The sequence below is a fragment of the Trichocoleus sp. FACHB-591 genome (assembly GCF_014695845.1).
Taxonomy (GTDB): domain Bacteria; phylum Cyanobacteriota; class Cyanobacteriia; order FACHB-46; family FACHB-46; genus Trichocoleus.
The window spans coordinates 55,961-70,499 of record NZ_JACJPA010000032.1; the positions used below are offsets into that span (position 1 = coordinate 55,961).

A 14,539-nucleotide genomic window follows, 5' to 3' on the forward strand; every position below is an offset into this window, starting at 1 on the left:
TTAGTGCCATCGACACCGTGTTCTTCCCCCTTTTTGTCCTAGTTTGACCGACTGGCTGTCAATGATGGCTAGACTTGGTTGGGCATCGGGTCCTTCGTGAAGGCGCACTTGCTGCATAAGGGTCTGATGATTTGCTCCCAAAGACCCCAATCTCACCCATAAGCGATAGTAGCCATAGACTGTTTGCCACGCAGGAAAATCACTTGGCAAGTTGCGCCATTTGGTGCCATTGTCTGCCCGGTAGAAGATAGCGTTTAACACCTAATGCAAGCTGACTTCTCGGAGTCTGCCGACGGGTTTTTGGGGTGGTAATAAGGGGGGGTGATGCGTTGCTATTCCTCATCCCTGAGGTCGCTGTCATAGTAGGGTTGGCTCATGATTTCGTTCCCAAGAGCTTGAATTCCTTAGGTATCACTCATTTTATGGTCTGAATTCGTTCTGCCTAACACCCTTTTATAAACAATTTCTTAAGCAAGCCTTTAACATATCATCAAAGATAATTGTGCATCTTGGAAATGATAGGTAGAGATTCAAAACCTTTTTCAACTATCTCTGGTAACGCTAGCAACTGTGGAATCTGAGATAAGCTTTCAATAATAACTTCAGCAAAGTTATATTGTTTGTCAGATCCATAATTGACAGTTAGATACTCTAAAACCTCTAGAGCATAGTCTGGAAAGTTCATGGCATCTGCAATGCAGGCGAGCTTCAAAATCGTATTAGGCGTCTTCAAGCTCGTGTTGGGTCTATCTGAAATTAAGTCACGGAAATAAAAGGAGTCAGCCCAACTTAAAGGGCCTGGATGATGGCCTGAAGCAATGGGAATATTTCGGCGCTGGTCTCTCTGAATATTTGCTAAATCAAACAACGTAAAGCCTTGCCTCCTAAGACAACTATCCACATCACCGAATAAGGGCTGTCCTAAATACAACTCCATAAATTCAACCTCGGCAATAATAGCTAGAGTGCTACGTTCTATAATTTCTGTGGCCCCTTCTAAAACCTGAAATTCCCCACCTTGAACATCAATCTGAAGAACGTCGATGGCATTAATTTCTTCAGCTTTGCAAAAACTATCTAGAGTGACAGTTTCTATCATTTCTGTAGACATCAACTCCATTGCCTTGACGCCCGATGTAAAACGTTTACGATATTCCTCACTAGGTGGATGAAGCGAGATACATCCTGGATCTCTGGTTATGTATATTTCAGATTCTTTTGTAGAGTTCCAGAGAGCAACCGGAAAATGTTTTTCGTTCCAATTGACTCTTTGAGCTGCAATCGCAGAATTCATTTGTTCGCAAGCAACTCTATCAGCATCAAAACCATAGATAGTTAAATTGGGTGAAAAAATACTCCACTCCTGCTCAGCGTCTATCTGATCTTTAAAGTTTGATAACTTTCGGGATCCTATAATGCCAACCGTTACAGAAATCTGATTTAGGTGACCCCTGCGCCTTAAATTGGAAAGAAAGTAAGACATACTAATTCAAGATATTAAATACTCAAGACGGAGTAAACTCTTATTTGCGATGCCCTAGAAGTAGTATTAATGCTACTTTAAGAAAAAATGTAATAATTTTACATTCTTCTTGCACTATGTTTGCGGTTGGTTGGACTTTATGGCTATTTGATTCTGTGCAAGTTATTAAGCCTACATTTTTAAGGTTAGCCTGACAGTTTATGTCATAGGAAATTTTTTGAGGTCTGGGGTAAAATAGCTATTTAAAGAAGCAGTGTTAGCTAAATTGGGACTTCAGAAGACAAAGCAACAATCATTATAATAGTAAGCAATTTTTGATTGAATGACTACATCCCACTTGATGTAACCTAACCTATGCCTGTTGAATTCGCCTCCTTTGATTCCTGGCTGATTGCCCTGGCTCTTAACTCTGTTCTCGCGGCGATCGCCTGGTTCTCCCCCAAGAAACTTCTCACCCCAGCAGGTCTACTCCATGCTTGGTTCTTGGGTGTTCTAATTTGGGGAACATTGGGTTGGCAGGGATATGTAGTCGTGATGTTCTATTTCCTAGTTGGCTCTGCTGCAACTCGGGTTGGCATGGCCCAAAAGGAGGCAGAAGGAATTGCTGAAAAACGTTCTGGCGCAAGAGGTCCAGAAAATGTCTGGGGTTCTGCCTTAGTGGGTGCTATATGTGCGTTAGGAGCGTTTCTTGTTCCTCTTTTGAATCATGCTAATAGCGATCGTCTCTTTATCCCTCTCTTCCTCCTCGGTTATGTAGCTAGCTTTAGCACCAAACTCTCAGATACCTCAGCCAGTGAAGTAGGCAAAGCGTACGGTAAGCGCACTTTCTTGATTACCACTTTACAAGCCGTACCGCGCGGAACTGAAGGTGCTGTCAGTTTAGAAGGCACTTTAGCAGGAATTGTAGCTTCTGCCGCGATCGCCCTTGTCGGATGGGGCGTGGGTTTAATTAGTTTGTTAGGCGTTGCTTTGTGCATTATTGCAGCCTTCATTGCCACTAATCTAGAAAGTGTGATCGGGGCAACACTGCAATCTAAATATGATTGGCTCACCAACGAAGTGGTGAATATCTTGAATACCTTGATTGGGGCAGTTGCAGCAATTTCACTATCTTGGTTAATTTCCCCTTAGCTCCTTACAAAAAAGCGGACTGGGGCGATCGTTGGCTAAAAACTATCAACTAGTGGTGACCAAAAATCAGGGATTATACCTGAGAAATGCAACCTCTAAAACTGAAAGCTAATTGTAAATTTTTACAAAATTCCAGATAAGTTTTTGGCTAGGGACTGAGAAACGTACAAGCGGTCGGCTCTGAAATACAGCTGTGTCTCAACATGTTATTAAAGCTCTTTAACGCTTCGGCAAAGTCTAAATGAAGTTGTGTATTTCTACTAGCCTCAGTTGGAGGCGAGGGCTATACCTGGACTGAGCAATATCAGCCGCGAATTTTCTGCTAATAGAGCCTACTCGATCTGAATTTAACAGCGCGGATCGGTTAGAGTTTGCTGCCAGTATTACAGTTTGTTGTTAGTTGCAAGGGAGATGATTCATGCCCGCTAGTCTATTCGATGCTAATTTTTATCGTGCCTTTAATCCTGATTTGGCTGGACTTACAGATGAGCAGGCATCTTCTCACTTCCTTACCTACGGCTTGAGTGAAGGTCGCATCTTCTCTCCCTTTGTCAACCTCCAATTCTATCAAGCTCGTAATCCTGATTTGGCAGCAGCAGGTCTAACTAGCAATCAGCAGCTCTTCCAGCACCTGCAAGATTTTGGTGTCGCAGAAGGCCGAGCGTTTTCTCCGTTCTTAGATCTTGACTTTTATCTCGCCAACAACCCAGATGTCAACCAAGCTTTTGCAGGGAATCGCGAGCAGGCTCTCCAACATTTACAGACCTATGGCTTGAGCGAAGCTCGCATTTTCTCTCCCTTTGTAGACCTCAACTTCTATCTAGCCAATAATCCAGACGTAGCTGCCTTCTATGGCAATAACCGATTTGGAGTATTGCAGCACTTACAGATGTATGGGGTGAATGAAGGCCGAGCGTTTTCTCCGTTTGTAGATCTCAACTTTTACTTGGCGAATAACCCAGATGTGAATCAAGCTTTTGCAGGCGACCGCCACTTGGCTTTACAACACTTGCAAACTTATGGGCTGAATGAAAGCCGAAAGTTCACTCCCTTTTTTGACCTCAACTACTATAAGGCGAACAACCCAGACTTGATTGATGCTGGGCTGAACAATACTCAGTTGCTACAGCATTTTCAGATGTACGGGTTGCGGGAGAACCGAGTTTTTGCGCCAGCCTTTGACTTGAACTACTATCGCTCCCTCAATCCAGATTTAGTGGCGGCTGGGCTTGATGAACGAGGCATATATGAGCACTTCCAGCGCTATGGTTTGGCAGAAGGACGGCTAGCTTCTCCTAACTTTGACGTTCAAGTTTATCTAGCAAATAATCTCGACCTGATTTCAGCAGGCTTCAATTACCAGCAAGCCTATGAACACTACCTAGCGTTTGGTCAAGGAGAAGGTCGTCCAGGCAGCGACTATGCGGGAAGTTCTGAAGCTAGTGCTCGCGCGATCGCGCTTGGTTCAACATCGCTGAGCTTGACTGATTTCGTAGGCCCCAGCGACAGTTCTGACTGGTATGAGTTCACTTTGTCAACGGCTCAAGAATGGCGGCAATCACTTAGTTTCACTGGGGGCGGTGGGGGAGTCAGTTTGAAGCTGGCTCAGGATGCTAACAACAATGGGGTGGTGGATGAGGATGAAGTTCTTCAAATCCTAACTACGACTTCCGATACTGTCGTGCCAGATTTTGTCGAAACTTTAGCACCAGGCACCTACTATTTACAAGTTGCGCCTGCAACAGAATACACATATATCAACTACAACCTCAATCTTTCAGTTACACCTGCCCCCAATCCTGTCCCCGCCACTGCTTCGATTCAAGGTACAAAGTGGAGCGATCGCAATGGGGATGGTATTCAAAATACCGATGAACCGGGTCTAGCAGGCTGGACGATCTATCTTGACCAGAACCAAAACAACCAACTGGATACTAATGAGCTTTCTACCACGACGGATGCTAACGGTGATTACAGCTTTGTTGCCCTAGCTGCGGGTGTCTACACCGTGGCTGAGGTGCCTCAAGCTGGATGGGGACAAACATTCCCAAGCACTCGCCCAACCGATCAAACCTTACTGATTCCTATCACTAATCATAACGATCTGATCTTTGATCCAAAGCGTAACTATCTCTATATCACCACTGACGATGGAGATCTAGAACGCTTTGACGTTGCTACTCGTACCCTGTTGACACCTTTTGATGTGGGTAACTCTCTCATTGGTGGCGATATTACCGCAGATGGTAGCGCCGTGTATGTAGCAGAAGGCGAGCAAGGTGCAGCTCAAGGCTTCATTCGTAAGGTGAACCTTAATGATGGGACTGTTGCCAATCTGATTTTTGATTTGAACAACGATGACCTCCCCAGCGATGTAGCCATTGGTAGTAATGGACTGGGTATTGTCAGGTCTTTTGGGGAGTGGGGGCCTCTTCGCCAGTTAGACTTGAGTACGGACACCATTACTTCACGAACCGACATATGGTCTTACCACGGGGGTGCTCAAATCACCCGTAGTGCAGACCGCTCTCTACTATTCATCACCCAAGATGGCATTTCCAGTGGTCCTATCTCTACTTACGATGCTGTCACTAATCAGATCTCCACAGAAAAATGGACAAATGGTTTTCTCGGTAGTAGTTTGTCTGCTGTCAACCAGAATGGCTCGCTAATTGCGTTGGAGTCGGGGAACGGAGTTTCCATTTTGGATAAAAATTTGACTGGGGTTGAGATTTTGTCTGGTGTTGATAGTGGAGTAGCCTTTGATTCAGTTCGAGATGTTTTATATGCGGCTAGTTCTGCTACAGATCAGATCATTGCTTTTAATACTCAAACCTGGAAAGAGTTGTACCGCTTAAATATCGGTGAGGATATTGCTCCTGACTATTACGGTCATAACTCTGTACCTTATGGCAATGGCATGATGACTGTGAGTGATGATGGGCAGTTCTTGTTCATGTCCACAGCTTCAGGTGTACGGATGTTTAACTTGGGTCGTCCTGGCACTTACACTGTCAGCTTAAGTACTGACCAGATAGTTGAGAATATTAACTTTGCAGCCAACGCTATACCAACGCTCAGTGTCAATCAAGGTATAACGCTGAATGAAGGCGATTCTGTTACCTTGACTGAAAGTCAACTGCAAGTGATGGATACAGACCATAGTGCAACCCAATTGACTTACACGCTTAAGGAAGCTCCTGCCAATGGCGCTTTGGAGCTCAATGGAGTTGCTTTGAGTACGAACCAAACCTTTACGCAAGATGATATTGATAGCGATCGCCTCAGCTATACGCACAATGGTAATCCGGTGACCAGCGATCGCTTCAGCTTTAGTGTGGTGGATGCAGCAGGGAATGCGCTGAGTGACAATAGCTTCGAGATCGCTGTCAATTCTGTAAACGATGCGCCTGTCATTACTAACAACGCAGAACGCGCGGTAAGACTAGGTCAAACGGTCACAATCAGTAACTTTTCTCTATTCGTGACCGATGAGGAATCTCTTGCCTCTCAGATTATCTATACGCTCAACCAGTTGCCGACCAATGGCATTCTTAAACTCAACAATGCTTCTTTGAGTACTGGGCAAACCTTCACGCAAGATGACATTAACAATGGTGGTCTAAGTTATCAAAATACGAGCGGAGAGGCTGGCAGCGATCGCTTCGACTTTAGTGTTACTGACGGGATGACTACACTAACCAGTAGCTTTGATCTAGAAGTTGTAGACAGCGGTGGCCTACCAAGCGTAGTTAGGGATATCAATCCAGGCGCTAGTAGTTCTTTCTCCTATGGGCTAACTAATGTGAACGGTATGCTCTACTTCATCGCAGGGTATGGCACTGTTAGTGGTCTTTGGAAGAGTGATGGTACGGCTGTTGGCACAACCCCGGTCAAGCCCTTTCAGAATGGGTGGCATGGCCCAACTCTCAGCAACCTCACGAATGCGAATGGCACTCTCTACTTCACAGCCACCGATTATAGTTCTGGTCACAAGTTGTGGAAAAGTGATGGAACTGCTGATGGGACAGTACCTTTTGATATCTTCCTAGGATTTGGAAGTGCTGCTCCAGCCAGATTAACGAACGTGAATAATACGCTTTACTTTACGGCGGATGATGGCGCTCACGGCACAGAAGTATGGAAGAGTGATGGAACTCTTGCTGGTACTACACTGGTGAAGGATATTAGTGTAGGAACGAGTGCTTCTCAACCGGATTTTCTCACCAACGTTAATGGCACGCTCTATTTCACGGCTTATACTCCTACTGCTGGTACAGAGCTATGGAAGGGTGACGGAACTGCTGGTGGAACCACACTGGTGAAAGATATTAACATCGGTACGGATAGCTCTTTTTTGACTAATTTTGTTAATGTCAACGGTACGCTCTATTTCACGGCTTATACTCCTACTGCTGGTACAGAATTGTGGAAAAGTGACGGAACTGCTGGTGGAACTACCTTGGTGAAGGATATCAATCCAGGTGCAGGAGGGTCTGCACAGAGTAATTTCACGAATGTAGATGGCACACTTTACTTCACAGTAAATGATGGTACTCATGGCACAGAATTGTGGAAGAGTGACGGAACTGCTGGTGGAACTACCTTGGTGAAGGATATCAATCCAGGGGTAGGAGGCTCTGCACCCAGCAATCTCACGAATGTGGATGGCACGCTCTACTTTACAGCGGATGATGGCATCAACGGCAAAGAGTTGTGGAAGAGTGATGGCACAATCGCTGGTACAACGTTATTGAAAGATATTAACGCAGGCCCAGCCAGTTCTACTCCTTATAGTTCCGTAGGCTTTAATGATGGTAACTTTGTCAATGTTGATGGCATCTTATACTTCACTGCCTACAACAGTATCGAGGGAACTGAGTTGTGGAGAAGTGATGGTACGACTGCTGGCACAACGTTAGTGAAAGATATCTATGGTGGACTAAGTGGTTCGTCTCCTGCTAGCCTGACTAATGTCAATGGTACGCTCTACTTTGTAGCGGATGATGGTATCAATGGGAGAGAACTGTGGGCTTTGTAAGAGTGGTGTTTTAGCGATCGCCCTCATTGACTTGACCTAAAAAAGCTAAAAAGAGAGTGAGCTTATTCCCCACTCTCTTTTTGTAAGTAGTTAAACGCTCAAATAGCGCCGGAGAAAGGTTTCGAGGGATTCCATTTTGATGTGGAAGGTAGATTCTAAACGCTCGATCTCCTTGGAAGTGCAGAAAAACTCATTAGCAAGGAGCGTGCGGAGAGTGCCCAAAGCCTTTTGGGTTCTGGCGTTGACTAGTCCAACTGCGGTTCTCACACCGTCGAATAGGAATAAGGGAGGATTAATCATAATGGGTTCGCGATCAAAGATGCGGCCAAAGATGGCAGGGATATCTGATCGCTTTAATATTTCGGGTCCACCTACAGCAAAGATTTGATTGTGAGCAGCTTCGTTAGAAACAGCATCAACGCTAATTCTGGCGAGGTCGTCGGTGCTGACGATAGAGGAACGGTTGTGGGGATCGCCAATCAGGAGATAGATGCCAGTGTTGCTAAATTGCTCGGCTAAGGGAAGCAAGTTGGACGAAAACCCAGAAGGTCGCAGGATGGTATAGCTGAGACCACTATTTTGCAGATACCGCTCCACGGCAAACTTGGCTTTGAAAGTGGGTGAGTCCTCGTAACCGCGATCGACTCCCAGCACCGAAATAAAGACAAAGTGCTGCACGCCATTTGCTTTGGCGGCATCAATTAAGTCAATATTGGCGCGGTAGTCCAGCGTTTGGGCATCACCATCACTAGAGCCAGTAGCGCCGTGAGCGCTGATGACGTATTGCACACCCTGGCAAGCCTTTTGGATATCGCGTTCTTGTCGCAAATCGCCAATAAAGATCTCTGCGCCACGATGTTCTAGTTCGGCATAGCGGGAGGTTAGCCGCACAAACGCTCGTACCGTTTTTTCTTGCTCACACAGCGTGTGAACAATTTTGCGACCTAGCCCTCCGGTGGCTCCAGTGACTAAAAACATAGGGGTACTCAACTGGAAGGTGAACTATCTGATGCAGTGTAGCAAGTTCAGTTGAAGAGTTTGCAACTATCTAAAGTGCGACCTCCAGTTCGACAGTTACAGGCGCATGGTCGCTAGGTTTCTCTAATTGGCGGGGGGCAACGTCAATGCTGCAAGCGATCGCCCGTTCATACAAGGCTGGAGTCAGGTAATGATGGTCGATCCGCCAACCACTGTTACGTTGAAACGAGCCAGAGCGGTAGTCCCACCAACTAAAGTGACCCCCATCCTCAGTAAATTTGCGAAAGGCATCTGCAAAGCCCAGATCCAGAACGGTTTGCAAAGCGGCACGCTCATGATCCGAGGCCATAATGTGTTTCTCACGGCCCTTGGGGTTGTGGATGTCTCGGTCTTCTAGAGCAATGTTGAAGTCGCCACAGACTAAAATTTTGGGTGGATTGCTGTCTTTGAGGCAGAGAGCTTCGAGATACTCGTGGAGAACCTGGAGCCATCGCAGTTTATAGACATACTTTTCGCTGCCCACTTCGGAGCCGTTGGGGACGTACAGGTTGACGATGCGAATGCCATCTAAAACCCCTGTAATCACTCGTTTTTGGGCATCGAGTTCACCTACTAAGCTTTCGCCTAAAATTGGGGTGAATCCAGCGGTGACATCTTCTAAGGGGGTCCGGCTAATTAGGGCAACACCGTTGTAAGACTTTTGCCCAGAAATGTAGAGGTGGTAGCCTAAATCGGTGAAGGGCGATCGCGGAAAGTCAGCATCTATAACTTTGGTTTCTTGCACACACAACACATCAACCGGATTGGTTTGCAACCAGTTGAGGACATGCTCTAGACGGGTGCGAATGGAGTTGACGTTCCAGGTGGCAATCTTCATGCAGGCTCAGCGATCGGTCTTTAATTTTAGGGTGTTTCAGTCTCCCTTGGGGAGTATGCCACAGGCTAGATGCTTTGACTAGTTCGGCTTGGTGAAATGCGAGATCAGTTTGAGCAGAGATATAGAGGAGAACCTTAAACTTTGGTTCCCTCTCGTTTTGGAGAATGCAGCGTAGGGTGGTATGGCGCGTTAATAATGGCTGTGACCCTTGTGAGTTAGGAGGCGAGTAAATGGAAATTCAGCGCCGGATGGCTGTGGCAGTTAAGGGCATCGGTTTAGGTATCGCGATCGCGCTCTTGGCCAGTTGTACTCAGTCTTTCGTCTCAAACTCTCCCGTCTCAGCTTCTAGTCCGGCGGTTTTGTCTGCGTCTGTTCCAGTGGCTGAGGCTCCTGCCGTTACCCCGGCTCCTAGCGTATCTCCTGGTGCCCCAGCCGTGGAGAAGGAGGTGCCTTATGTGGTGACGCCGAATGAAGTCGTGGCTGAAATGCTCAAGGTGGCGAGAGTTACAGATCGAGATCAGCTCTATGACTTAGGCTCCGGTGACGGGCGGATTGTATTGACCGCAGCTCAGAAGTACGGCACTCGTGGGGTTGGAGTAGAACTCGACCCGAAGCTGATTCAAGAGAGTAATGCCAGCGCTCAAAAGGCGGGTTTGGGCGATCGCGTCAAGTTTTTGCAGCAGGATTTGTTTCAAACCAACCTCCGCGATGCCAGCGTGGTCACTCTTTATTTGTTGCCTGCCGTTAACCTTAAATTGCAGCCTAAGCTCTTGAATGAACTGAAACCGGGGTCGCGAGTGGTTTCTCATGCCTTTGATCTGGGCGATTGGAAACCCGATAAAACCTTAACGGTGAAAGTGCCTAAAACGGGCCGCATTCATGCGGTTTACTATTGGGTAGTGCCAGCGCAGGTAGCGGGCAATTGGCAAGGAACGCTAGCTACTCCGCTGGGAAGGCAGCCAGTCAATTTGCTATTGCGCCAGCAATTTCAGCAAGTAACTGGTGCAGCGACAGCCGGAAATGCCACGTTGGCCATTAGCAATGCCAAATTGATCGGCAATCAAATTAGCTTCACCACTAACAAAAAAGTGCAAGGTCAAGCGGCAACGATTCAGTTCACAGGGCGGGTAGAGGGCAACACCCTGAAAGGAATTGCCACGGTCCAGGGGGCGGGTTTACTGACTGGGAAGTACAATTTGGTTGCTCAGCGTCGGTGACAGTTGCGTCGCGATCGCCTGCTGACCAGGAGCTAGAGTCATTTGCACCATCACATCTCGAATACCGAATTCTTGCTGTATTTGGATTTGAATTTGCTGCAACAAGCGATCGCGGGCTAACCCATCCCTTAAATTCACCTGTAATTGCACACACAGCACTTCTTGTCCCAGAGCGACCGTCCAAAGCTTCAGAGCGTCAATGCTAACCACCACTTCGTGCTGCATTAAAGCTGCTGCTAAGGCTGGGACATCAATCTGCTGAGGGGTGCGTTCTAGCAGAATATTCAAGCTCTGCTGAATCAGCGGAATGGCTCCAGTGGCAATAAATCCAGCCACAAGTAAGCTAATCGCACCATCGGCCCAGAGCCAGTGCAGCTTGCCAACTGCGATCGCTGCCAAGATGACGCCCACAGAACTAATGGCATCGGCCACCATGTGCAAAAAGGCTCCCCGCAGGTTCAAGTCGTGGTGACTGTCGTGATGCAAGAACCAGGCATTTAAGCTATTCACGCCTAAACCCACCACAGCCGTGATCAGCATGGGCAAGCTGAGGATTTCAGTCGGGGGAGATTGTAGACGGGCGATCGCTTCCCATCCGACCCAGCAGGCGATCGCGACTAAACTCAACCCATTGGCTAAAGCCGCTAAAATCTCCACCCGACGGTAGCCAAAAGGAGCTTGTTCAGAAGCAGGTAGACGAGCAATCCAGGTGGCTAACAGTGCTAAAGCGAGTGATAGCGTATCGGAGAACAAATGCCCTGAATCAGCCAGCAATGCCAAACTATGGCTGCGATGACTCACGACTAACTCCGCTAGCGAAAAACAACCCGTCAGGATGAGCGCTATCCACAGTAAGCGCAGCTTCTGAATCGGGGTGCTGCCTGGGTCTAGAGAGGCAGTGGGGAGGGAGTGGTCGCAATGCGAGGAGTGATGATGGTGAAGCATTAATTGAGGAAACAGGGAGCCTTAAAGCGATCTACTCTAGAGTAGATGCAATTTCTCTGATGCAAGCTCCCCATATAATCACAATTTTCCCGAAAACTGCCGATCTACCACTTTTTGTAAGGCAAGAATTTCCCAGACATCGTGAGTTTGACGCGATCGCCCTTCGGGTCTGTTTCCTTCTCTACATCCATCGTGAAGTCGATCGCACTCATGATGCCGTCTCCAAATTTCTCCTGAATCACTTCTTTCAACGGCATGCCATAGACCTGCATAATCTCGTAGAAGCGATAAATTAGCGGATCGGTTGGTACTACTGGCCCTAGGCCTTTGAGGGGATATTCAGTCAGCTCAGATGCTACGTCTGGCCCTAATCCTAAAGCCTCCACTAATTTACTAGCTTCATCCTCAGAAGCACTCGCTTGGCGATAAAACAAGGCGGCAATCCAGACTTCATCGCGTCCCAGAATTTTTTCTAAATCTGTAAAACTCAATCCTTGCATTTGCTTCGCAGCTAGTAGTTTCTGGGTAATTGCTGGAATCGTCATGAAAAATTCACTCAATATTCATCGATTCCACTAGTAACTAAAACTACACTACGTAGTTGTAACTAAAGTTACGGGTACATCCAGTTTGGTGTTAACGTCACCTCAGGAACATTTACCGCTTAAGCCAAGTCTAATGATTCTAGCTTCAGAGATAACTCTAAAGGAGGATGCTCTGGTATCCCAAGAATCAGTATTTTTCACTCACAGTTTGAGTGTTGCGCGGCGGGAGCGGCATTTTCATACCTGATGGTAATCTAGATAGTCGCTCTCATCACTGACCTGCATTGAGTAGAGACTACTGAAGAGAACTGGGATTGTAAGCAACAGGGGGCCAATTGAACATGACTACCGGATCGAGGTCATTTCCACAATCCTTATCTCCTTCTAGAGCAAGTGTTCCATCTACCCATAGGACTGTACAGGCAAGCTATCCCTTGTCTGGGTCTGGTTCTAGTATGTCTAGTTTGGCCCCTCAACGGAGTGACTTTGACAAAAACAAAACTCACTTTATTGCTACCTATCGGGACTGGCCGATTTGGCTAGTGCATGTGCGGATCAAACGCCAAACGGGCTTTGGCCAAAAATATCCTGTGTTGCAGTGGCAGCATCCCGCTGATCAAGGACAGGGAGGTCTACGCTACACCTATCAAATTCGTCCTCGGGAAAGTTTGAATCAAGCTTTAGAGATTGTACGAATTCTGATTGACCAAACCATCGCGATCGCCCAACAACACGAAGTTAGGTAGAGCCGAAGGATTGGCTAGAAGGACTAACTCTTAACCCGACGCCAGTTTGTGGGCATGGCGCGTGGTTTCGGGCAGCCGCCACTTGGTGGTGCAGCGCATCACATAATCGATCGCAGTCAGCAGACTAATGCGATGCCCTAACGAAATGTAGAGAGGTTTAGTGCCAACACGGGTTCGCAGCACGGCTCCAACCGTTTCACCCCGATGCTGAAGCGGTTGCCAAGCGCCTCGCTCTTCTGGCACCTCATCATGTTTTCCGACTAGTAAAGACTTACCAACCCCAACCGCAGGCAAATTCACTAGTAGCCCCAAATGAGCAGCAATCCCCATCCGTCGAGGGTGAGCGATGCCATGACCATCACAGAGCAACAAGTCAGGGGGAGTGGCGATTTGTTCTAGCGCATCTAGGACAGCAGGAATTTCTCGGAAAGACAAAAAGCCTGGAATGTAAGGAAAGGTGGTGGGGCGACGGGCGATCGCGTGTTCCACCAGTTGCAACTCCGGAAAACTTAAGACGGCGATCGCGGCACGAGTAATAGTTCCATCTGCCTCAAAGCCCACATCCACTCCAGCGACGCGCTGCACCGTTCCTAGTTGGTCTTCCTTGATGATGTCACCACGCAGTTGCTGCTGAATTATAGTGGCTTCTTCAGCGGTGGCGGGCCAAGCATGCTGTTGTTGGATCTTCATAGAGAATGACTGTCGCGATGACCATCGGGCAGAATAGTAGTGCGATCGATATAGGCTGTTTCTAAATTCACGAGCTGAGCGCGATAGAGATTACAACCAGCGAGCTGGGCTGCTTGAAGTTTGGCCTTTTCTAGGTTGGTGCGGCTAAGATTTGCAGAGGATAAATTTGCCTGACTCAGATCGGCATTATACAAATCTGCCCCAGATAGATCGGCTCCAGCGAGATTTGCCCCTTGCAAGTTGGCATGGCGCAGATTCGCTCGCGATAGATTTGCCTTTTGTAGATTGGCTCCAGCTAAATCGGCTTGATAAAGCTGAATATTGCTCATTTCCGCTGCTGGTAACTGGGCTGCCTGTAAGTTGGCATAAGTGAGATTGGCGTAGGGAAGATGAGCGGTGGCTAGGTTGCTTCCTTGTAAATTGATGTTAGGTAGCTCAGCTTCAAATAGAAAAACTTCCCCGGCATCAATGTTACTAAAATCTCGTTGCCCTTCGGCATAGCAAGATAGTATTTCTTTGGCGCTGACCCTCTGCATGGTAACCATTCCCGACAGTATCTTCGTCAAACTCTTTTCAGGATTGACGCGAGATACGTACTAAGCATTTATACTTAACTTGTAATTAAAATGTAAAATAGTGTGACAAAAAATACCGTTGCTTTAACGCTTTTTTAAGAATCCCTGATTGCGATCGCACTTATTAACCTATCTACTTAACCTATTTACATCGAACCTCCAAGCTTGCTGCCATTGTTTTATCCTCCAACTGTGCCAGATTAAAACTTTAGCCACATCTGTCGCCTTGGGGATACTCTCGCTGTAGTCATGAACAGACTATGAATAGGGGGTAAATATAGGATCAATTCAGATGCCAGGCTGCGTTTCTG

Annotated in this window: 12 protein-coding genes; 4 read left to right on the plus strand and 8 right to left on the minus strand. The window is 47.2% G+C overall.

The features are described from left to right. A complete protein-coding gene (locus H6F90_RS31405; RefSeq protein ID WP_190550901.1) occupies positions 1-261 on the minus strand; it encodes a transposase in 261 nt (86 codons plus the stop codon). A 229-nt stretch (positions 262-490) separates the two neighbouring features. Beyond that, entirely contained in the window at positions 491-1,483 is a 993-nt protein-coding gene (locus tag H6F90_RS05440) for an FkbM family methyltransferase (RefSeq protein WP_190550903.1), read from the minus strand. A 354-nt stretch (positions 1,484-1,837) separates the two neighbouring features. Between H6F90_RS05440 and H6F90_RS05445 the strand changes: the two genes are divergently transcribed. Further along, positions 1,838-2,614, plus strand: coding sequence for a TIGR00297 family protein (locus H6F90_RS05445; protein WP_190550905.1), 777 nt, complete (start codon positions 1,838-1,840; stop codon positions 2,612-2,614). A gap of 418 nt (positions 2,615-3,032) precedes the next feature. Next, complete coding sequence (locus H6F90_RS05450; protein WP_190550907.1) at positions 3,033-7,655, plus strand: ELWxxDGT repeat protein; 4,623 nt, start codon at positions 3,033-3,035, stop codon at positions 7,653-7,655. A gap of 90 nt (positions 7,656-7,745) precedes the next feature. Here H6F90_RS05450 and H6F90_RS05455 read toward each other — a convergent pair whose 3' ends face one another. Beyond that, positions 7,746-8,633, minus strand: a complete 888-nt coding sequence (locus tag H6F90_RS05455; RefSeq protein ID WP_190550909.1) for an SDR family oxidoreductase — start codon at positions 8,631-8,633, stop codon at positions 7,746-7,748. Between the two features lie 70 nt (positions 8,634-8,703). Then, positions 8,704-9,510, minus strand: a complete 807-nt coding sequence (gene xth / locus H6F90_RS05460) for an exodeoxyribonuclease III (protein WP_190550911.1) — start codon at positions 9,508-9,510, stop codon at positions 8,704-8,706. A 230-nt stretch (positions 9,511-9,740) separates the two neighbouring features. Between xth and H6F90_RS05465 the strand changes: the two genes are divergently transcribed. Then, the gene (locus H6F90_RS05465) at positions 9,741-10,727 is read left to right on the plus strand and encodes a cyclopropane-fatty-acyl-phospholipid synthase family protein (protein ID WP_206756157.1); all 987 of its coding nucleotides are present in this window, start codon (positions 9,741-9,743) and stop codon (positions 10,725-10,727) included. Here the strand turns inward: H6F90_RS05465 and H6F90_RS05470 are convergent. Together H6F90_RS05470 and cynS are read right to left on the minus strand one after the other, a co-directional pair. Then, complete coding sequence (locus tag H6F90_RS05470) at positions 10,686-11,672, minus strand: cation diffusion facilitator family transporter (protein WP_190550913.1); 987 nt, start codon at positions 11,670-11,672, stop codon at positions 10,686-10,688. The two genes, H6F90_RS05465 and H6F90_RS05470, sit on opposite strands and share 42 nt — an antisense overlap. Positions 11,673-11,776: 104 nt before the next feature. Beyond that, positions 11,777-12,217, minus strand: coding sequence for a cyanase (gene cynS, locus H6F90_RS05475; protein ID WP_190550915.1), 441 nt, complete (start codon positions 12,215-12,217; stop codon positions 11,777-11,779). A gap of 455 nt (positions 12,218-12,672) precedes the next feature. On the opposite strand from cynS, the gene H6F90_RS05480 reads away from it, so the two are divergent. Further along, positions 12,673-12,963, plus strand: coding sequence for a hypothetical protein (locus H6F90_RS05480; protein ID WP_190550917.1), 291 nt, complete (start codon positions 12,673-12,675; stop codon positions 12,961-12,963). 30 nt (positions 12,964-12,993) lie between these two features. On the opposite strand, the gene nfi is transcribed toward H6F90_RS05480, so the two are convergent. Next, complete coding sequence (gene nfi, locus H6F90_RS05485) at positions 12,994-13,653, minus strand: deoxyribonuclease V (RefSeq protein ID WP_190550919.1); 660 nt, start codon at positions 13,651-13,653, stop codon at positions 12,994-12,996. Next, positions 13,650-14,189 carry a pentapeptide repeat-containing protein gene (locus tag H6F90_RS05490; protein WP_190550921.1) on the minus strand — a complete coding sequence of 180 codons (540 nt, stop codon included), beginning with the start codon at positions 14,187-14,189 and terminating at the stop codon, positions 13,650-13,652. Before H6F90_RS05490 ends, nfi begins: the two co-directional genes overlap by 4 nt. Positions 14,190-14,539 lie beyond the last annotated feature (350 nt).